Genomic DNA, 18,763 nt, shown 5'->3' on the forward strand with positions numbered 1-18,763 from the left:
AGCCAAACAAACTCTTTCTTCATGGCAGGAAGTTTGGCAGAGCATGTACCATATGTCAAACCTTTTCCTGTTTCTTTGTATGCATTATCCCATAGAGACAGGAAGTGATTGAATACAAAACGAGAACAACCAATCGTTTTATTAATCAGAATCGCTTGTGCTTTATTTGGATAGATACGAAATTTATACGCTTTATTGATCATCCTTCGTTTCACCTCCATTTCGATATATATCCATTATATACCGAACGCACATTCGATTTATAGTGGGATGATTATGGAAAATTGTCCGGTAACTCTTTACATATGTCGAACAATTAAGATGACTTCCTGCCATCTCTTGTTCGAAGCCAATTCATCTCCCACCTACTCGCTGGGCTACGTCCTTCACGCTCCTTGAGGAAGGAGTCTTCTTGGCTAAATTGATAAAATAAGACGGCGGCGATACCGGAGCAGATACATTTATTATTAAACTGGTGGGTTTAGGGGGAGAGACACAGAGGTAAAGAACAAGGTTTAAGATGAAGGGTAGATTCATAGTTAGTGTAATAATGTCATTGGAAGGTCTATCTCGGTGGAGATAGGCCTCATTGTATTCATTAAATCGCCGGAAATTGTTCTTCCAAAAATGATACTTTGTATGTTTTTAGTGAGATGTTAAAGGTGAAAAGCAAGATGTCTAAAAAATACGACAAGATGTTGATTGTAGAAGTGTTTTTACGTACGTATAATGTAACAAAATAGCTTATTAAACGGGCGATTCAAGTATGTTAATAGCTTCTTCGGAAAAAGCAAAATGTATATTAGAATGGTGGTTATCCTATACATCTGTTCATAAAATTATAAAAGGTACATAGAACTGGCATCGTAACAACATAAACCGCTAAAAGGTTAGAGGAGGTATATACGGATGATATATCAAGCTATCCAGCAGTTAATTGATCGGGCTATTGAAGTTCAATTGATTGAACAAGGAGATGAAATATATACAAGGAATAAAATTCTTTCTTTACTTCGTTTAGATGACTTTGTAGTGGAAGCGTCAGCGCCCGCACCCGCAAAGAAAGCAATTGCGGAGTTATTGGAGGAGTTAATTGAATATGCTTGTACGCATAGAGTTATTGAGGCAATAATGGACGAGAAGGAGATTTTAGCAAGTGCAATTATGGATGTTTTTATGTCCAAACCGTCGGTTATCAATTCTCTATTTTATGAAAAATACGAACAAAATCCGAAGGCTGCAACAAATTACTTCTATGAATTAAGTAAAAACAGCAACTATATTCAAATGAAGCAAATTGCCAAAAATATAAATTATAAAGTACATACGGAATATGGACCCATTGATATTACAATTAATTTATCAAAACCGGAAAAAGACCCGAAACAAATTGCTAGAGAGAGAGTATTGGAAAGTACAAATTATCCAAAATGTTTACTCTGTATTGAGAATGAAGGATATAGAGGCCGAATTGGACATCCAGCACGCTCGAATCATCGTATCATTCGTATGAATCTTACAGATGAAAGCTGGTTTCTACAGTATTCACCGTATATTTACTTCAATGAACACTGCATTGTATTGTCTTCAGAACACCGTGATATGAAAATTGACCGTCAAACATTTTTACGTTTGTTAAAATTTGTAGAAAAATTCCCGCATTATTTCCTTGGTTCGAATGCAGATTTGCCAATTGTAGGAGGATCTATTCTAACACATGACCACTATCAAGGTGGTAGTTATGAATTTGCTATGGCAAATGCATCAAATGACTTCATTTTTGAACTCACTAACTTTCCAGAAATGCAATGTTCTATTATTAAATGGCCTATGTCAGTTATTCGCTTAAGAAGTAACGACATAGAACAAATAGTAAATGCAGGGGAGTACATATTAGAGAGGTGGAAGGGATATAGTGATCCATCCGTTAATATATTTGCATTTACGTATGATGTTCCACATCATACGATTACGCCGATTGCCCGCTATCGGAATAATATGTACGAATTGGACCTTGTTTTGCGAAATAATCGTACAAGTGAAGAACATCCGCTAGGTATTTTTCACCCTCATGCGGAAATACAACATATTAAAAAAGAAAATATCGGTCTAATTGAAGTAATGGGGTTAGCTGTACTACCTGCGCGTTTAAAAACAGAACTTCAGGAAGTAGAAAAATTCTTACTTAATATTCCAAGTGATATTCCAACGCCTCATATACGATGGGCAAAACAATTAAAAATCAAATATGACAATCGGATACATGAACAAAATGTACAGGAGATTATAAGAGAAGAAGTGGGGAGGAAATTTATACAGGCGCTTGAAGATGCTGGTGTTTTTAAACGAGATAACGAAGGGATATCGGCGTTTAAACGTTTTATTCAGACCTTAAATTAGGAAATGAACTTAGTAGTTATAATAATTACCAAATGACCTAATTATATGATAAGGGAGGTAATAATATGGGGAAGTGTGAGCATAAGCAACTAGAGGAATTGAAACAGATAGGTGGCCCTATATTAATGATGTGTATAAAATGTAATCAAATAATTAAAGTGTCCAAGGGATCAAGTACAAAAATAAAGTAAAAAAGAATGAAGCGTATATATTTCTAGTGTGTGAAGAACAAAATTCAAACTGAGTAAAGTTTCACTTTATAAAAAGAATAGAAAAAATAAAGAAACATCCCATATTCATATGAGATGTTTTTTAGTATGGTTCTGTCGCATGTAATACGACGTCTAATAAACCGGGAAATCTAGCATGTAAGTCATCTTCACGAATTGAAATGAAGCGCTGTGTTCCTTCAAGGCGTGTATACATAACACCGGATTCACGTAAAACCTTGAAATGGTGAGATAAAGTTGATTTTGCAATTGGAATGTTTAACGCGCCACAAGATTGTTCATTTTTCTCTAGTAGCATAGTTACAATTTGTAAACGAATTTGATCGCTAAGTGCGTATAAGACAGAAGAGAATTGAATTTCTTCGCGATTTGGATGATAGAGAGTACGCATTTTTTCACCTACTTGTATAAGTTAATATAGTTTGCACTATAACATATAAAGTGGTATATTTCTATTGTTCGAATATATTCGAACAATAGAAATATAGGGGGAGAAAAAATGAAGCATACAAAATTACAAAAGGCAGGACTACATATTTCAAAGTTGGGGTTAGGAACAAACGCTGTAGGGGGGCATAATTTATATGCTGATGTGAATGAGGAAGAAGGAAAACGATTAATAGAAGAAGCTATCCAGCAAGGGATTACATTTTTTGATACAGCGGATTCATACGGTTTCGGTAGATCAGAGGAATTGGTAGGAGAAGAATTGAAAGGAAAACGCCATGAAGTTGTACTTGCTACAAAAGGTGGAATACAGCCGTTATTAAATGGAGAGGTTTATATTAATAATGAACGAAGCTATTTAAGAAATGCTGTGGAAAATAGCTTAAGAAGATTACAAACTGATTATATTGATTTATATTATTTACATTTTACAAATCCAGAAACAAGTTACATAGATTCAATTGGAGAGCTTACTCGTCTAAAAGAAGAAGGAAAAATTCGTTCAATTGGAATATCCAACGTAAACGTAGAGCAATTAAAAGAAGCGAATCAGCACGGACAAATAGATGTTGTACAATCACCGTATAATATGTTGGATCGTACTGCTGGGGAAGAACTTTTGCCATATTGTATAGAATCAGGTATTTCATTTATTCCATACGGGCCTCTTGCCTTTGGGATACTAGGTGGAAAATATACAGAAGATTTTAAATTGAGCGAAGGAGATTGGCGTCAAAGTGTAAATCTATTTGAAGAAAATACATATAAGAGTAACTTTAAAAAAGTTGAAAAGTTAAAAGGCTTAGCTAAAGAAGTGAATCTTGAAGTATCGCATTTAGCTTTAGCGTGGCTATTAAACCAAAAAGGAATTGATACTGTTATTCCTGGTGGGAAACGAGCGGAGCAAATAAGAGAAAGTGTAAGAGCGGTGGAAGTATCATTGAATGAGAAGGTTATGAAAGAGATTGAATCTATTTTAGAAGCTTAGTTGAGAAGAGGGATACTTCCCTCTTTTTATATAAAAGGAGAGGGTTTAAATGAAAAGAGTACTAGCTGTATTCTTTATGATCATGTTTATGATAGGTACAGATACTTTCTTAATTTCACCACTTTTACCGACATTACAAAAGGTGTATCATGTTTCAACTGAGCTATCAGGATGGATGGTGAGTTCATATGCTTTAGGATACGCTGGATTTGCACTTATTGCTGGTCCTATATCAGATGGCTTAAACAGAAAAAAAGTAATGGTAATAGGAATGAGTTTTTTTGCGTTAAGTACGTTTTTATGTGGAATGGCACCGAGTTTTCTATGGATGCTAGCATTTAGATTTTTAGCAGGTGTAAGTGCAGCCTTTGTATCTCCACAAGTGTGGGCATCTATTCCGCTTCTTATAGAGAAAGAGCAAATTGTAAAGGCAATTGGAATTGCAACAGCAGGGTTATCAATCTCTCAAATTTTAGGGCTGCCAGTTGGGGCATATTTGGCAATGATACACTATACAACACCATTTTTCATTATTGGTCTATTATCAGCACTACTTGTCATTCTTATCTATGTAGTATTACCAGAAATACAACCGGTTCATATAGGTGGAAGTAAAACAAACATCTTAAAGCGTTATAAACAATTACTTACTGATTCAAAGGTTTCACTTTCTTATTTTGCATATTTTGTTTTTCAAACTGGTAATTTTGCAGCATTTTCATTCTTTGGCGTATGGCTTTCCATTCAATTTGGCTTACAAGTTCATGAAATAGGAACAGCTATGCTCGTATTAGGATTAGGAAATTTAACAGGGAATATTTTTGGTCCTAGAATCGTAAATAAAATTGGTTATAACCTTTCTTTTTATGGTGGAATTGTATTTACAGCAGTGCTATATGTATTACTTCCTCATGTAAAGAACATTATATTGGTGGAGTTATTGTTTTTTGTTTTGTTTTTTGTGACAGGAATTTTATTTGTATTAATGATGAGACACTTACAAAACATGTCTAGTGTAGCAAGAGGGACAGGAGCCGCGCTTGCAAATGCTTCTATGTATATTGGTCAAATGATTGGAGCGGCAATAGCAGGAATGTTATTTGCAGCATCTCACAATTTTATACTTATAGGTAGCTTTACTGCGTTACTATATGTAGTAGCTTTATTTCTGTTTAGAAGAAGTGAAAAGCTTATTGAGAATAGTGAAACGGGAATTGCATCATAAAGCTTGTATAAATATTTCGCAAATCAGAATTAATAAGAGTGTGAATACATGAATGTGCTTTTTATTACAGTGGTTACTTAAAGTATAGAAATAATAGAAGAAATGTATTGTAACAAAGTTATGAGGAATCCAAAAATAAAAAATCCCTATAAAGATAGGGATTTATATATCGGCATATAGTTCCTTGGAAAAGGATATACTTAGTTTAGCATATCGGACTACTTATATTTGTGAAATAGATGTGAAAGTAATGTGAAAAATAGCGTAATAAAAAGCACTGTTTTAGCTAATGAACTAAAACAGTGCTTTTTTCTTTGATTGAACAGTTGCTGCATTTTCATCATGTATGCCTGCATCTTTAATAATTCGTTGTTTAGCTATATTTAATAGATGATTTACTGCTTCACCAAAATAGTTAGCTTCGTTTTTTGTGCGGGCTTCTCGTAAACATTTATAGTTTTCTAGCAGTTCCTCTTTTTCAGTGTTTGTTAAGAAATCTTCTATTTTCTTTTTTGTCATACGAAACACCCTTTCTTCTGACAAACGACGCAATAGAAAATATTTATTGTTTATTATAGCAATAATTTTTAAAGAAAGTATAGACTAACGTCGTAATAATTTGTCAATTTCTTGAATCTTCTCATCAGCTTTCCCAATCTGTGTATTTTTAGCTTGCTCACCACCAAGCGCTTGGTGCAGTAAGAAAGTCTGACCAGAAATAGCAGTCACAATGGATACTTTTATAATTTCTTTTATTAAGGTGACATCGAATAAAACGAGTCCAAGAAGTGCAGCTAGACTACCAGTGAGAATATCAGTCAAAAAACCAAAGTGAAAAAAAGTTTTCAAACGGCGTGGAAGCAATAACTTGCCTTGGTTATTGATAAGATGGGAAACGAAACCAGTAATGCCACCAACAAGAACAGCAGTTAGCCATTGATACATTTCCATCGAATCCACTCCTTTTAGTGAATAAGATTCGATTCTTTTATATTGATTCCTTTTAATATTTCATAGAAGCATATTGAGAAAGTTTGTTTGGGTTTATTATGTATTCAATTTAATTATAACAGAAAAATCTGATATATTTCAGTCTATTATATGAAGCGGTTATTCCTTAATATGAATGTAGAAAGGGGTGCGTGAGATGAATATAGATTATCGAATAAGAAGTGTGGATGGTTATACAAAAAATATAGGGGAATTAGTAAGCATGCTGGAGCATACGAGGGCTGTAACATTACAGGAAATAAAAGATCTATCAGTTGAGCAATTAGATTTAATTATGCCGAGTGGAGGAAATTCCATTGGAGCGTTATTAAAACATATAGCAGCTATAGAAAAAGCTCATCAACTTATTTCATTTCAAGAGCGCGACTTTACAAAAGAAGAATTAGAAATATGGGAAGACGCACTGTATTTAGGGGAAGCAGGGAGAACAATCCGTGGTCATGACATACAGTATTATGTACAACTTCTGCAAAGTGTTCGAGAAGAATCATTGAAGTATTTGATTGAACAAGATGATGAATGGCTTATGTCAGAAAGAAAGTGGCCTAACGATGTAGCGTATAACCAGCACTATCTGTGGTTTCATGTGCTAGAAGATGAGATTAATCACCGTGGGCAAATTAGAATGATGAAAAATAAATTGTTTGAAAATTACGTTAAATAGAGTAGCTTTTTAAATAAATATTCCATATAATGAGAGTAATTAAAATGAGAACGGGGTGATGTATTATGGTGAAAATAACTTATATGAATAATAAACCAAATACAAAGGTGGATGGAAAGGGCGAGACTGTATAAGTTAGCGCACGATCCTTCCGCTTAGTTAAACTAGGGAGGATATCAATTTGAATCAAAATATTTTAGAATCATTCGGCTGGGATTCTTTTTTTGAGGAACAAGCTGTAGAGAACTTTGAAGTAGGACGTATTTTACTTGAGCATAAGCATATATATCGAATTATTTGTAATGATGGTGAATATATGGCAGAGCTGTCTGGAAAGTTTCGACATGAAGCAGTAACGAAGGGAGATTATCCAGCGGTTGGTGATTGGGTGTATATAAAGAAAATAGAGAATGAAAAGAAAGCAATTATTCATCGTATTTTTCCGAGAAGAAGTTCTTTTTCTAGACAAGAGGCTGGTACTCGAATGGAAGAACAAGTAATAGCAGCAAATGTAGATTATCTATTTTTAGTGAATGCACTTAATCATGATTTCAATGTAAGAAGAATGGAACGTTATTTACTATTAGCGTATGAAAGTGGTGCAATGCCTGTTATTGTTTTAACAAAGAGTAGCTTATGTGAAGATGTGGAACAGAAAATTGTAGAAACGGAAGCCGTGGCAATGGGTGTTCCGATCTTCATCGTTGATAGTTTAGAACATACTGGCATTGATTCGTTGCAGCAATTTGTTTCTTCAGGAAAAACAATTGCTCTAGTCGGATCATCCGGGGTTGGAAAATCGACTTTGCTAAATGCTCTTATAGGAATTGAAGTAGCAAAAACGGGAGATATTCGTGAGGAAGATAGTAAAGGAAGGCATACGACAACTCATCGTGAATTGTTCCGATTACCGAGTGGTAGTTTAGTTATTGATACTCCGGGTATGAGGGAACTGCAGCTTTGGGAAGGTAGCGATGCAATTCAAACAACATTTTCTGATATTGAAGAATTAGCAAAAACGTGCCGTTTTAGGGACTGTAAGCATGAAAATGAGCCAGGATGCGCAGTGCATCATGCAATTGATAACGGAATTATTACGATAAATCGTTTGCAAAGCTATAAAAAATTACAAAAAGAACTGGCGTATTTTATGAGAAAACAAGATGCTGTTCTTGCAAGAGCAGAGCGTGATAAGTGGAAGAAGATTTCTAAGCAGCATAAAAAAATGTAAAAAACCAAAGGGTGGTTCCCTTTGGTTTTTTGCTTTTGTAAATTTTATAATAATATTATTCATATATATGGACAAAGAGAAATTAATTGTTTAAACTTTACAAAGTATTCATCATAATAGGTTATGAAAATAATAATTCGGGAATGGGAAATATTTATAATTCACTAGATTTAACTTTTGAAATTGAAAAGCAGGAGGTTTGTAATGGGTAGACTATTAAATTGGTTTCGTGATATGAAAGTAGCAAAAAAACTACTAATTTCATTTTTTGTCATTTTAATTGCGGCTGTCTCTATTATCGGAGGCATGTCTTATCAAACGGCTAAAAAGAATTTTGAATCACAAATTACGAGCAGTGCTCACGACAATATAAAAATATTAGATAATTTAATCAATCAAATGATTGATGCAAAATTTAATGATGTGAATAATTTTGCACGGGTGATTCAAGGTAATATGTATCAAGGGGATAATCAAGATGAATTAAGAAAGATGTTATCTCAATATATCAATTTAAATAAAGATGTTGAACAAGTATACGTTGCTGGGAATGATAAGAAATTTGTGCAAGAACCAAATATACAAATGGCAGCAGACTATGATCCAACAGAACGTTCTTGGTATAAAGATGCAGTCGCAAAACAAGGTGGTATTGTAATTACTGAGCCGTATAAGGCGCAAGGAAATGGACATATTGTCGTAACGATTGCAAAACAAGCAGAAGATAAAAACGGTGTTGTAGCGATAGATTTAAGTTTAGATAATTTATTAAAAACAACAAAGTTAATCAATATTGGTAAAAAAGGGTATGCTTTCATCTTAGATGGAAAACAAAAAATAATTGCACATCCTCAAGAAAAATCAGGAGAAAAAGCAGCTGATTCTTGGGCGAAGAAAATTTATGAAGATAATCATGGCGCTTTTTCATATACGTATGACGGTAGTGAAAAGCAAATGGTATTTGCTACAAATGTAAAAACAGGTTGGAAAATCGGTGGGACGATGTACTCAAATGAAGTAATTGAAGCTGCTCAACCTGTATTTTATAATATGTTAATTGTTATGTTCATTTCATTAGTTATAGGCGGAGCACTTATTTATTTTGTGACACTTTCTATAACGAAGCCATTAAAAAGATTAGTTACTACTTCTAAAGAAATAAGTGAGGGAGATTTAACGCAAACAATCGAAATTCATTCTAATGATGAGATTGGCCAACTTGCAAAAGGATTCAATGAGATGACAGATGCATTGCGAACGTTAATTGGAAGAATTAATACTTCGGCTGGACATGTTGCAGCAGCATCAGAAGAGCTAACGGCAAGTGTAAGACAAGCGAGTGAAGCGACTGAGCAAATTACAATGGCCATGGATGAAATATCGAGCGGGGCAACAACACAAACGACAAGTGTAGAAAATGGTGCAATGTTACTATTTGATGTAACAGAAGGAATTCAGCATGTAGCAAATAGTTCATCATCAATTAATACAGCTTCTGCTCATACTCGTGAAAAAGCAGAAGATGGCGGGGAACTAGTAGGAAAAACAGTAAATCAAATGCAGTCTATTGCAGAATCTGTTTCGCAATCAGATGAAGTTATACAGTTATTAAATAATAAATCAAAACAAATTGGTGACATACTAGAAGTAATTCAAAATATTGCAGATCAAACAAATCTTCTAGCTTTAAATGCGGCAATTGAAGCTGCAAGAGCAGGAGAGCATGGAAGAGGATTTGCAATCGTTGCAGATGAAGTACGTAAATTGGCGGAGAAGTCTAGCGTATCTTCTAGTGAAATTAGTAAATTAATATGTGAAATACAAGATGACATGAATAAGACGGTAAAATCTATGGGTCATGTAAATGAAGAAGTTCAATCTGGACTTGTTATTGCGAATGAAACGAAGCAAAACTTTACTGAGATTTTACAATCTACAAATGAAATTGCAGATCAAATTAAAACGATGGTCGAAACGGCTAATGGGATGTCAAAAGGTGCAAATGAAGTATCTATTTCAGTAGGTCAAATTGCAATGACAGCACAGAATAATGCGACGAGTACTCAAAACGTTGCAGCATCAGCAGAAGAACAACTAGCGTCCATTGAGGAGATTAGTTCGGCGGCTGGTACATTATCTCAAATGGCTGAAGAGTTACAAGGGCTAATTGAAAGGTTTAAAGTTTAACAGAGGACAGACTATCTCAAAATAGCAGTATGCTATTGGAGTAGTCTGTTTTTATTATGTAATATGGAATGAGATAAAGAGTATCTTTATAATATTTAAAGGTATATTTTGTGTTAAATTTGTCGAAAAATAGAGGTATTTCTTAATTTTGTGTATAATTATAATCATATAGAATGCAAATAAAGGAGATTACTATGGGAGTTTATTGGGGTACCAAAAGACATTCTTGGCTTAGTTATGTCTCATTTTGGTTAAGTATTTCATTTTTTATTGTTTTTCTAATTGAAGTGTTTATTTTAAAAACACTTTCGAATAGTTCGGTGCAAATTGTTAAATATTTTTATTTTATACTTGTACCAGTAAATATCTTTCTTAGCTTAAAGTTACTCTTTAAGAAGAATGAAAAGAAAGCATTACCTATTTTTAGTTTCATCGTATCATTATTATTTACAATTTTAATACTAGTATTAGCGTTAGCAGCTACTGGGAAATTCTTTTAAGGAGAGTGTTATAAGACACTCTTCTTTTTTTGTTATTGTAAGAAAATACTAAGTGAAAGATGGACAAAGAGTGCATTTCATTAAGTTTGATATGATTTCAATACTTTAGAAGAATAGTAAATAATGAAATAAGAGACGATCCATATAATAATGAAGAGAATCAGGTGTTTTACATACAGTTATGAAGCAAATGAATACGGTAAGAACGGCGATATATGGTACAATACATATGGATAGTGATAGAGATAAAGGGTATATAAAATACTCATCGTTTTTTAGTAAGAGAGGGGTTATCTTATGCTATACGAGGATTTGATGACATTATTTCAAGCTGCTCCGAAAGAAGAAGGTAGAGGCGGCTGGAAATATATAATCCAGGAACGAAATGATAAATATGAAATTGTTGATGAAATGTTGAAAAATCAAATGAGTGTTGAATTGTATTTTAATGAATATGATGAGGTGAAAATCACTTTATATAAAGATGGAATGCCTATTTCTACTATGCAAAGAATTGCGATTTCAAAAGTGGAATTAGACGAAGAGGAAGAAGGGATTCAATTCGTTTTAGAACGTATGCCTAGTCGGATGATTCGCTTGCAATTAAAGCCATATTTAGCACTCGAAATGGGTCCATACTGGGAAGTGTGTGATGATTGTGAATGAACATAAAAGGAGCATCCAATAACATGGATGCTTCTTTTATGTTTTTTGAAGTTGTTTAAAAGCAATAATTGGGAGTAAAATGATGCTGACCCATCCAATTATAGGATATAGAATGTGGAGTAATTCACTGTAACCAATGTAACTAAAGCAATAACTAATTAGTAAAATAAAGAAAATAATATTGTTACTTTTCCAACTGGTGATGGATTGCATTTGTTTTGTCATTCCGAACACATTGCCAACTAAAGTTGTGAACACTTCACCGAAAATGATAAGAACAAAGAAAAAGTGAAAAGTTGCATTGAATTTTCTTATGACTTCAGCCATTGGGATATTATATTGATAAAATTGATCGACTGATAAGATAGCTAAATGGCTACATAATAAAATTAAAGATAGTCCTGCACCACCTAAAATACCGCCCCATAAAATAGCCTTTCGATCTTTTACTTCACTGGCTAACGGGACGAGAACGCTTTGGGCGAGCGAAAGATTTAAGGCGACATATGTAATAGGACTAGTAATCCACTTCATATTCCAGCTTTCTGCAGGAATAGTGCTACTAAGAGGAGTTGTACCGTGAAAAAAAGTTGTAATAGCAAGTCCGATAATAAAAATCATCATAATAGGTACGACAAGTGTATTAACTTCAAAAACCCCTTGTAATCCGCGACTACCTATAATGAGACAGGCGATCACTGTAATGAAAATACCGAGTTGTCTTGGTAAACGAAGTTGCTCTTCAAATACCGCTCCAGCTCCTGATAACATTACGCTAGTTACACCAAATAATACGAGTAATAATAGTGTATTTACAACATTTCCAACTACATCTCCAAATAAATATTTGTTAAATTCTTGCGCTGAAAATGCACCGATTTGTGATGAAAGTAACATCATCTTTGTGCCAAGCCAAATAAAAAAAAATCCACTTACACATATGCCAATTGTTCCATAAAATCCGTTCACTGTAAAAAATTCAACAATTTCTCGTCCAGTAGCAAATCCAGCTCCAACGACTGTTCCAATATAAGTAGCAGCGACTTTCTTTGCTACTTGCCATTGTTGATTGTCCATGTTATCCCTCTTTCTACTACGATGAGCTTGATTTACTATTATGCATATGTATGAGCTTGGACAATTAGACGTATGAAGTGTTTGAAAACATACATGAATTAAAAGATATTAGGGAAGTATTAAAGGTGTTAAAACTTTGTTACATATGAGCCAATCTTTCGAAAGGAAAGGAAATGTATGGTAACATGTAACTAGGTTATTAAAAGATAAACATTATGAAATGATAAGAGGAGTGGATTGTATGAGTACGAAAACAAATGTTGTTGAAGTATTAAACAAGCAGGTAGCAAACTGGAATGTGTTATATGTGAAATTACATAATTATCACTGGTATGTGACAGGACCACACTTCTTTACATTACATGAGAAATTTGAAGAGTTTTACAATGAAGCTGGAACAAATATTGATGAATTAGCAGAACGTATTTTAGCTTTGGAAGGTAAACCGCTAGCGACAATGAAAGAATATCTTGCAACATCTAGTGTGAATGAAGGGACAAGCAAGGAATCTGCAGAAGAAATGGTGCAAACATTAGTGAATGATTACTCTGCACTTATTCAAGAATTAAAAGAAGGTATGGAAGTTGCTGGTGAAGCTGGTGATGAAACCTCAGCGGACATGCTATTAGCAATTCATACAACATTAGAACAACATGTTTGGATGTTAAGTGCGTTCTTAAAATAAATATAAGTATATAAAGAAAAAGTCATTGAAAAATTCTTTCAATGGCTTTTTTTGTAATTTTTCAGTTTTCTTTTATGCTATAATATAGTAAAAAGGAGGCGATGCGATGTTTCGCTTTTTCAGAACTGGAAAAGAAGAGCGTGAAATTACGAAGGATGAATTAGAACAAGCGATGGCTAAGTTTCTAGAAACGAATGCTAATATCGTTTATACAGTATTAGTAAATGATGATTATACAGTAAATTATGATTTGTTAAAGCCGTATTTACCTGCATTTCCAACAAATAGTTTTCTTATTACGAAGGAAACGCTTGAGGTATTTGAACATACAGAAGAAAATCTAAACCTAGTTAAAGAAATTGATATCGTACAAAAAGCAGTAGATCAATACGTAACAGAAAAAGAAATGTTTCCAATTGTTGAAGGTAGTGAAGATCGCCTAATATGCGGGATGAAATTAGGACCGTATTTAAATCGTATATTAAAAAGAGATTTATATATTTCAGAAAAACATTATTTAGTTTCAAGTAAACCAGACAGAAAAAAACAAAAGAGTGGGTAGATGTATTGAGAACAACAATAAATATATTGTTGTCTTTTTTTGGTTATTAAAATATTAATTTTTCAGTCTATTTAATTTTATAATAAACTTATTCGACGAAGAAGTGTAATGATTAAGTATTGTTTGCGTGAGTTATATACAGTGATTATATAATGGTACAAAGGTTTGAAAGATAAATAGGATAAAAGGTTACGGGGGAATTGGGGTATGAAAAATAATACGACTTACATTCAATTATTAAATGAAACGTTACATCGTTACGCAAATAAAGGGAGTTTGGAAGCGTACACTTATATAATGGAGCATGCGAAAGGCATAGTGGGAAATGAGGCGCAAATATATAATTTCAAATATGCACTAGCGGGTGCAGCAGGGCTTGAAGAAGAAGCGATGCATGTAATGAAGGAAGCCATTATAGAAAAGGGTTTTTGGTATGGAAATGAATATTTAATGACCGACGACGATTTAAAACCACTACATAAATTTGAAGAGTTTCATAAAATGGTTCAATTATGTAAAGAAAGAGAAGAATTAGCAAAGAAAACAGAACGAGCAGACGTGAAATGTATTGAAGGTAAGAAAAAAGAAAAACTATTTATTGCAATGCACGGAGATCAAGAAAATATAGGAATAGTAGAACCATATTGGAAATCTGTTTTGGATCAAGATTATACGTTGGCTTTACCACAATCTTCGCAAATTCAGTTTTCAGATGGATTTGTTTGGGATGATATACATAGAGGAAAAGAGGAATTAAAAGAGCATTACGTTACGTTTACAGAAAATCATACAGTAGAAAATGTAATAATTGGTGGTTTTTCTGCTGGCGCAAGAGTAGCTTTGTATACGATTTTACAAAAAGATATAGAGGTAGATGGTTTTATTTTTGTAGCGCCGTGGCTTCCAGAGATTGAAGAATGGAATGAGTTGTTGGAAGTGCTACAAGATAAAAATATCAAGGGGTATATAGTGTGCGGAGATCAAGATGAAGATTGTTTCGAATGTACGCAGCAAATTGTACGATTATTAAGAGATAAGAATATAGAACATAAGTATAAAGTTGTACCCAATTTAAATCATGATTATCCTGAGGATTTTGAAGAGCTATTAAAAGAAGCTATTGCATATATAAACGACAAAAGTAATAAGTAGTAAGAAAGGGAGATGCATCATAATTGATGTATTTCCCTTTTATCATTATAAATGAAAAGCATTTGCTAGTAAGCGATAAGAATTCAATTTATCTTCAAATCGATGAGTAATTGTAACAATCATAAATTCGTCAGTATTGTACGCTTTGCTTAAGTTTACGATTTGTTCTTTCACAGAAGATGGATCACCGACGATCATACGTTGACGATTTTCTTTTATACGGAATAGATCATAAGCGCTGTATGAATAGTTTTGTGCAGTTTCGATAGAAGGAGTACCAGTTGTACGCTTTCCTTGTTCTAGTAATAAGATTGATAAATCTAAACTAGAAGCAATTTTTTCCGCCTCTTCATTCGTTTCTCCGCAAATAACAAAAATAGAGACGATTGATTTTGGTTTGTCTCCTAGATAGGAAGGTTGGAATTGTTCCTGATAAGCCTTCATTACTTCAGGGCCACCGTATCCATTAATAAACTGTGCGAATGCAAAAGAAGCACCTTGTTTTGCAGCAATCATAGCACTCTCTCCGCTAGAACCGAGCAACCACATCTCAGGAGATGTTGGAATGACAGGGGTAGCCTTTAAATTTGCATAATGATGGTTTTCTGGTACTTGATCATGTAAGTACATTGCAACATCTGCAATTTGTTCTGGATATTGATCCAGTGAGACCATTTTGCCTTCTTGTAGTGCGCGAGTAGCAATTGGCATACCACCAGGTGCTCTGCCGACACCAAGGTCAATACGATTTGGATAAAGAGCTTCTAAAACGCGGAAATTCTCAGCAACTTTATACGGGCTATAGTGCGGTAACATAACACCACCTGATCCAACTCTCATACGATCCGTTTTTGCAGCAATATGAGAAATAAGTATTTCAGGACTTGAACCAGCAAGGCTGACGGAATTATGATGCTCAGATACCCAAAAACGTGTGAATCCTAATTTTTCAACTTCTTGTGCAAGTGTAACTGTATGAGAAAAAGCTTGGGCTGCTGTACTACCATCTGAAATAGGTGATTGGTCTAATACACTTAATTTGATCATAGAATATACCTCTCAATCTTAATGTACATCCTATTATATATTTACTTACGAAAAATGCGTAATAAAATGCTCAAAATAAGAAGTGGATACATCCTATATCTACTTCTAACGAGAAAAGCCCCGTTCATAATGATTCATTTCGACTAAGTCTAAAATATATTCATAGTTATCAATCTCAAGATTTAATTGTTCACGCTCTTTTTTAGATAGATGCTTACTACTAAGTTTGTTGCATAGTTGTTGTTTCTTTCCTTCTAAATACTTCTTTGTATCGTGGTAGTCGTAAGTTTGTTTCATTTTCAACCACTCCTTTTTGCTGTTGCTATATTATACGAAGCGTGAAGATATGTGAGAGCTATCTCTTATGTACTTTTAGTGAATATTCCACTTGCTATGTTGTTATGTTTATAGGAATTTATGAATAAAATGCACTAAACCACTAATGCCCATAAAAGCCCGATTGGTTCAACTAATAATCAGTAGGGGAAGAGCCCCCCACTGATTATAGTTTCACTTTATGAAGTAAGGGGTGGAATTGTGCAGAAAGATATAATGTATAACACTGAGATGGATGAAGTGTTGAAAGTTATAAATAAAGGATTAAAGAAGACGACGCGCCCGAAGCAAATTATTGTAGTAGGCGCAGGCATGGCTGGATTAGTTTCGGCATCTTTATTAAAAGCTGCAGGACATGAAGTAAAGATTTTTGAAGCAAACAACCGAGTAGGTGGCCGTATAGAGACGGTTAGAATGGAAGATACCGGATTATATTTGGATGTAGGGGCAATGAGAATTCCATATTCGCACACATTAACGATGGCATATATAAGAAAATTTGGGCTACAGGTAAGCCCTTTTATTAATAGGAATGAGACGGATATTATTTACGTAAATGGACGGAAAACGACATTAAAACAATATGAAAAAGACCCAAGTATATTAAAGTATCCTGTGGAAATGAATGAAGTCGGGAAAACGTCTGAGGAGCTATTATTGTTAGCGGTACAGCCAATTATAAATTTTATAAAAAAGAACCCAGAGAAAAATTGGGATATTGTAGTAAAGGATTTTGGGAGATACTCGACAGGGCAATTTTTAAAGTATCATCCTTATCAATATAATACTTACTTTTCACCAGTAACAATTGAGATGATCGGTGTTTTATTAGATTTAGAAGGTTTTTTAGAAAGGTCATTTGTAGAGACGTTACGCTTTTTATATATTATGCAAGAGGAGAGTGGATTTTGTGAAATTGTGGGAGGGAATGATAGATTACCAAAGTCCTTTTTACCACAATTAGAAGAAAATATTATATATAATCAAAAATTAATGAAGCTGCATCAGCATGAAAACGGTGTGACAGCTTTTTATCGAAACGAGGAAACCTTTGAATATAGTAGTATTACAGGGGATTTAGTTATTATTACAATTCCATTTTCGACAATGCGCTTTGTGGAAGTAGATCCATTTGATTCTATATCTCATGAAAAATGGAAAGCAATTCGTGAATTGCATTATATGCCAGCAACGAAAATAGGAATGCAATTTAAAAGTCGATTTTGGGAAGAACAAGGACAATTAGGTGGCAGGATTATAACGGATTTGCCAATTCGTTATGCCTATTATCCAAGTCACGGAATTGGAGAGAAAGGACCTGCTATGATGTTAGGCAGCTATACATGGTCTTATGATGCGTTGTTATGGGATGGGTTATCAAAGGGAGATCGTATTTATTACGCATTACACAATTTGGCAACGATATTAGGTGGTCAAGTATATGATGAATTCATGTCTGGAATATCAAAAAGTTGGACATTGGATCCATATGCACTTGGAGGATTTGCGCTATTTCAGGCTGGTCAAGAATCTGAACTACAACCAGCAATTATAAAACCAGAGGGGAGATTATATTTTGCAGGTGATCATACAACGTTATATCACGGATGGATACAAGGTGCGATTGAATCGGGCGTCCGTGTTGCGGTAGAGGTGAATGATTAAAATGTATAAAATTCAGAAATTTCTTTACTGTATAGTTTGAGATGGATATTATTATATATAAAAGAATTAAAAGGAGTGTTGAAAGTGAATCCGTTATTATTCGATTTTCCTTCTGAATTTTATACTGAAAGGCTATTTATTCGAATGCCGAAACCAGGTGACGGTAAAGCTGTATACGATGCAATTGGAGCTTCTATGCAAGAATTAAAACCATGGATGGTTTTTGCGCAAAAAGAGCAAACAGAGGAAGAAGTAGAAGTGAGTATTAGAAAATCACATATTCAATTTTTACAGCGTGAGGATTTAAGATTACTAGTTTTTTCGAAAGAAACAGGTGAATTTATTGCATCCGCTGGATTACATCGTATTAATTGGGATATACCTCAATTTGAAATTGGATATTGGATTGATTCAAGGTTTAGTGGAAAAGGCTATATGGTAGAGGCTGCAAAGGGTATAACGAATTATGCTTTTTCTGAGCTAAAAGCAAATCGCGTAGAAATTCGATGTGATTCTTTAAATAAGAAGAGTAGGGCTATACCTGAGAAATTAGGCTTTAAGTTAGAGGGTACATTGGAAAGTGCGAGTGTAGCGGTAGATGGAAATGGATTAAGGGATATGTGTGTATTTGCCATGACAAGAAATACATATGAAAAAGAAGAGCTGTAAAGAAACAGCTCTTCTTTTTCT

At 34.0% G+C, this 18,763-nt stretch carries 20 protein-coding genes; 13 read left to right on the forward strand and 7 right to left on the reverse strand.

Annotated elements, in window-relative coordinates; all coding sequences use genetic code 11:
• Positions 1-203, reverse strand: a 203-nt coding sequence (locus tag FOT98_RS09550; protein ID WP_186292107.1) for a helix-turn-helix domain-containing protein, incomplete at its 3' end; no start/stop codon positions are given.
• A 706-nt stretch (positions 204-909) separates the two neighbouring features.
• On the opposite strand from FOT98_RS09550, the gene galT reads away from it, so the two are divergent.
• Positions 910-2,400 (forward strand): UDP-glucose--hexose-1-phosphate uridylyltransferase, encoded by a 1,491-nt coding sequence (gene galT, locus FOT98_RS09560; protein WP_144291054.1) that lies wholly within the window; start codon positions 910-912, stop codon positions 2,398-2,400.
• A 312-nt stretch (positions 2,401-2,712) separates the two neighbouring features.
• On the opposite strand, the gene FOT98_RS09565 is transcribed toward galT, so the two are convergent.
• A complete protein-coding gene (locus tag FOT98_RS09565; RefSeq protein ID WP_061676468.1) occupies positions 2,713-3,021 on the reverse strand; it encodes an ArsR/SmtB family transcription factor in 309 nt (102 codons plus the stop codon).
• A 108-nt stretch (positions 3,022-3,129) separates the two neighbouring features.
• Between FOT98_RS09565 and FOT98_RS09570 the strand changes: the two genes are divergently transcribed.
• Positions 3,130-4,065, forward strand: a complete 936-nt coding sequence (locus FOT98_RS09570; protein ID WP_063261317.1) for an aldo/keto reductase — start codon at positions 3,130-3,132, stop codon at positions 4,063-4,065.
• Between the two features lie 49 nt (positions 4,066-4,114).
• On the forward strand, positions 4,115-5,290 hold the full coding sequence (locus FOT98_RS09575; protein WP_063261318.1) for an MFS transporter: 1,176 nt from the start codon (positions 4,115-4,117) through the stop codon (positions 5,288-5,290).
• 294 nt (positions 5,291-5,584) lie between these two features.
• Here FOT98_RS09575 and FOT98_RS09580 read toward each other — a convergent pair whose 3' ends face one another.
• Positions 5,585-5,809 (reverse strand): hypothetical protein, encoded by a 225-nt coding sequence (locus tag FOT98_RS09580; protein ID WP_061676466.1) that lies wholly within the window; start codon positions 5,807-5,809, stop codon positions 5,585-5,587.
• Positions 5,810-5,893: 84 nt separating this feature from the next.
• Entirely contained in the window at positions 5,894-6,241 is a 348-nt protein-coding gene (locus tag FOT98_RS09585; RefSeq protein ID WP_061676465.1) for a DUF4257 domain-containing protein, read from the reverse strand.
• A gap of 196 nt (positions 6,242-6,437) precedes the next feature.
• On the opposite strand from FOT98_RS09585, the gene FOT98_RS09590 reads away from it, so the two are divergent.
• From FOT98_RS09590 to FOT98_RS09610, 5 genes are all read left to right on the forward strand, one after another.
• The gene (locus FOT98_RS09590) at positions 6,438-6,965 is read left to right on the forward strand and encodes a DinB family protein (RefSeq protein ID WP_061676464.1); all 528 of its coding nucleotides are present in this window, start codon (positions 6,438-6,440) and stop codon (positions 6,963-6,965) included.
• A gap of 181 nt (positions 6,966-7,146) precedes the next feature.
• Positions 7,147-8,196 (forward strand): ribosome small subunit-dependent GTPase A, encoded by a 1,050-nt coding sequence (rsgA, locus tag FOT98_RS09595; protein WP_063261319.1) that lies wholly within the window; start codon positions 7,147-7,149, stop codon positions 8,194-8,196.
• 204 nt (positions 8,197-8,400) lie between these two features.
• The gene (locus tag FOT98_RS09600; protein WP_063261320.1) at positions 8,401-10,383 is read left to right on the forward strand and encodes a HAMP domain-containing methyl-accepting chemotaxis protein; all 1,983 of its coding nucleotides are present in this window, start codon (positions 8,401-8,403) and stop codon (positions 10,381-10,383) included.
• 194 nt (positions 10,384-10,577) lie between these two features.
• Positions 10,578-10,883 carry a hypothetical protein gene (locus tag FOT98_RS09605; protein WP_060490078.1) on the forward strand — a complete coding sequence of 102 codons (306 nt, stop codon included), beginning with the start codon at positions 10,578-10,580 and terminating at the stop codon, positions 10,881-10,883.
• Positions 10,884-11,180: 297 nt separating this feature from the next.
• A complete protein-coding gene (locus FOT98_RS09610; RefSeq protein ID WP_061676460.1) occupies positions 11,181-11,549 on the forward strand; it encodes a DUF3979 family protein in 369 nt (122 codons plus the stop codon).
• 36 nt (positions 11,550-11,585) lie between these two features.
• Here the strand turns inward: FOT98_RS09610 and FOT98_RS09615 are convergent, their stop codons facing one another.
• Complete coding sequence (locus FOT98_RS09615; RefSeq protein WP_063261321.1) at positions 11,586-12,626, reverse strand: YkvI family membrane protein; 1,041 nt, start codon at positions 12,624-12,626, stop codon at positions 11,586-11,588.
• Between the two features lie 241 nt (positions 12,627-12,867).
• Between FOT98_RS09615 and FOT98_RS09620 the strand changes: the two genes are divergently transcribed.
• The 3 genes from FOT98_RS09620 to FOT98_RS09630 all read left to right on the forward strand — a co-directional run bounded on the left by FOT98_RS09620 (position 12,868) and on the right by FOT98_RS09630 (position 15,025).
• Positions 12,868-13,311: a Dps family protein gene (locus FOT98_RS09620; protein WP_000105194.1), complete on the forward strand. Its 444-nt coding sequence runs from the start codon at positions 12,868-12,870 to the stop codon at positions 13,309-13,311.
• A 106-nt stretch (positions 13,312-13,417) separates the two neighbouring features.
• Entirely contained in the window at positions 13,418-13,873 is a 456-nt protein-coding gene (locus FOT98_RS09625) for a DUF3939 domain-containing protein (protein WP_063261322.1), read from the forward strand.
• A gap of 207 nt (positions 13,874-14,080) precedes the next feature.
• On the forward strand, positions 14,081-15,025 hold the full coding sequence (locus FOT98_RS09630; protein WP_063261323.1) for an alpha/beta hydrolase: 945 nt from the start codon (positions 14,081-14,083) through the stop codon (positions 15,023-15,025).
• A gap of 45 nt (positions 15,026-15,070) precedes the next feature.
• On the opposite strand, the gene FOT98_RS09635 is transcribed toward FOT98_RS09630, so the two are convergent.
• Positions 15,071-16,072, reverse strand: coding sequence for an LLM class flavin-dependent oxidoreductase (locus FOT98_RS09635; protein ID WP_061676457.1), 1,002 nt, complete (start codon positions 16,070-16,072; stop codon positions 15,071-15,073).
• A 105-nt stretch (positions 16,073-16,177) separates the two neighbouring features.
• Complete coding sequence (locus FOT98_RS09640) at positions 16,178-16,369, reverse strand: DUF3896 family protein (protein WP_063261324.1); 192 nt, start codon at positions 16,367-16,369, stop codon at positions 16,178-16,180.
• Positions 16,370-16,609: 240 nt separating this feature from the next.
• Here FOT98_RS09640 and FOT98_RS09645 point away from each other — a divergent pair, with 240 nt between their 5' ends.
• Together FOT98_RS09645 and FOT98_RS09650 are read left to right on the forward strand one after the other, a co-directional pair.
• Positions 16,610-18,073 carry a flavin monoamine oxidase family protein gene (locus tag FOT98_RS09645; protein ID WP_063261325.1) on the forward strand — a complete coding sequence of 488 codons (1,464 nt, stop codon included), beginning with the start codon at positions 16,610-16,612 and terminating at the stop codon, positions 18,071-18,073.
• An 84-nt stretch (positions 18,074-18,157) separates the two neighbouring features.
• Positions 18,158-18,742 carry a GNAT family N-acetyltransferase gene (locus tag FOT98_RS09650; protein ID WP_063261326.1) on the forward strand — a complete coding sequence of 195 codons (585 nt, stop codon included), beginning with the start codon at positions 18,158-18,160 and terminating at the stop codon, positions 18,740-18,742.
• The last annotated feature ends 21 nt before the right edge of the window (positions 18,743-18,763 follow it).

This window comes from Bacillus sp. HY001, from assembly GCF_007558965.1.
Lineage (GTDB): Bacteria > Bacillota > Bacilli > Bacillales > Bacillaceae_G > Bacillus_A > Bacillus_A mobilis.

Excerpts from the sequence above, each read along its gene's own strand:
- FOT98_RS09605 (WP_060490078.1), top strand. The coding sequence starts at position 10,578 with ATGGGAGTTTATTGGGGTACCAAAAGACATTCTTGGCTTAGTTATGTC.
- FOT98_RS09610 (WP_061676460.1), top strand. The coding sequence starts at position 11,181 with ATGCTATACGAGGATTTGATGACATTATTTCAAGCTGCTCCGAAAGAA.
- FOT98_RS09615 (WP_063261321.1), bottom strand. The coding sequence starts at position 12,626 with ATGGACAATCAACAATGGCAAGTAGCAAAGAAAGTCGCTGCTACTTAT.
- FOT98_RS09565 (WP_061676468.1), bottom strand. The coding sequence starts at position 3,021 with ATGCGTACTCTCTATCATCCAAATCGCGAAGAAATTCAATTCTCTTCT.
- FOT98_RS09620 (WP_000105194.1), top strand. The coding sequence starts at position 12,868 with ATGAGTACGAAAACAAATGTTGTTGAAGTATTAAACAAGCAGGTAGCA.
- FOT98_RS09585 (WP_061676465.1), bottom strand. The coding sequence starts at position 6,241 with ATGGAAATGTATCAATGGCTAACTGCTGTTCTTGTTGGTGGCATTACT.
- FOT98_RS09635 (WP_061676457.1), bottom strand. The coding sequence starts at position 16,072 with ATGATCAAATTAAGTGTATTAGACCAATCACCTATTTCAGATGGTAGT.
- FOT98_RS09580 (WP_061676466.1), bottom strand. The coding sequence starts at position 5,809 with ATGACAAAAAAGAAAATAGAAGATTTCTTAACAAACACTGAAAAAGAG.
- FOT98_RS09570 (WP_063261317.1), top strand. The coding sequence starts at position 3,130 with ATGAAGCATACAAAATTACAAAAGGCAGGACTACATATTTCAAAGTTG.
- FOT98_RS09640 (WP_063261324.1), bottom strand. The coding sequence starts at position 16,369 with ATGAAACAAACTTACGACTACCACGATACAAAGAAGTATTTAGAAGGA.
- galT (WP_144291054.1), top strand. The coding sequence starts at position 910 with ATGATATATCAAGCTATCCAGCAGTTAATTGATCGGGCTATTGAAGTT.
- FOT98_RS09630 (WP_063261323.1), top strand. The coding sequence starts at position 14,081 with ATGAAAAATAATACGACTTACATTCAATTATTAAATGAAACGTTACAT.
- FOT98_RS09625 (WP_063261322.1), top strand. The coding sequence starts at position 13,418 with ATGTTTCGCTTTTTCAGAACTGGAAAAGAAGAGCGTGAAATTACGAAG.
- FOT98_RS09600 (WP_063261320.1), top strand. The coding sequence starts at position 8,401 with ATGGGTAGACTATTAAATTGGTTTCGTGATATGAAAGTAGCAAAAAAA.
- FOT98_RS09590 (WP_061676464.1), top strand. The coding sequence starts at position 6,438 with ATGAATATAGATTATCGAATAAGAAGTGTGGATGGTTATACAAAAAAT.
- FOT98_RS09575 (WP_063261318.1), top strand. The coding sequence starts at position 4,115 with ATGAAAAGAGTACTAGCTGTATTCTTTATGATCATGTTTATGATAGGT.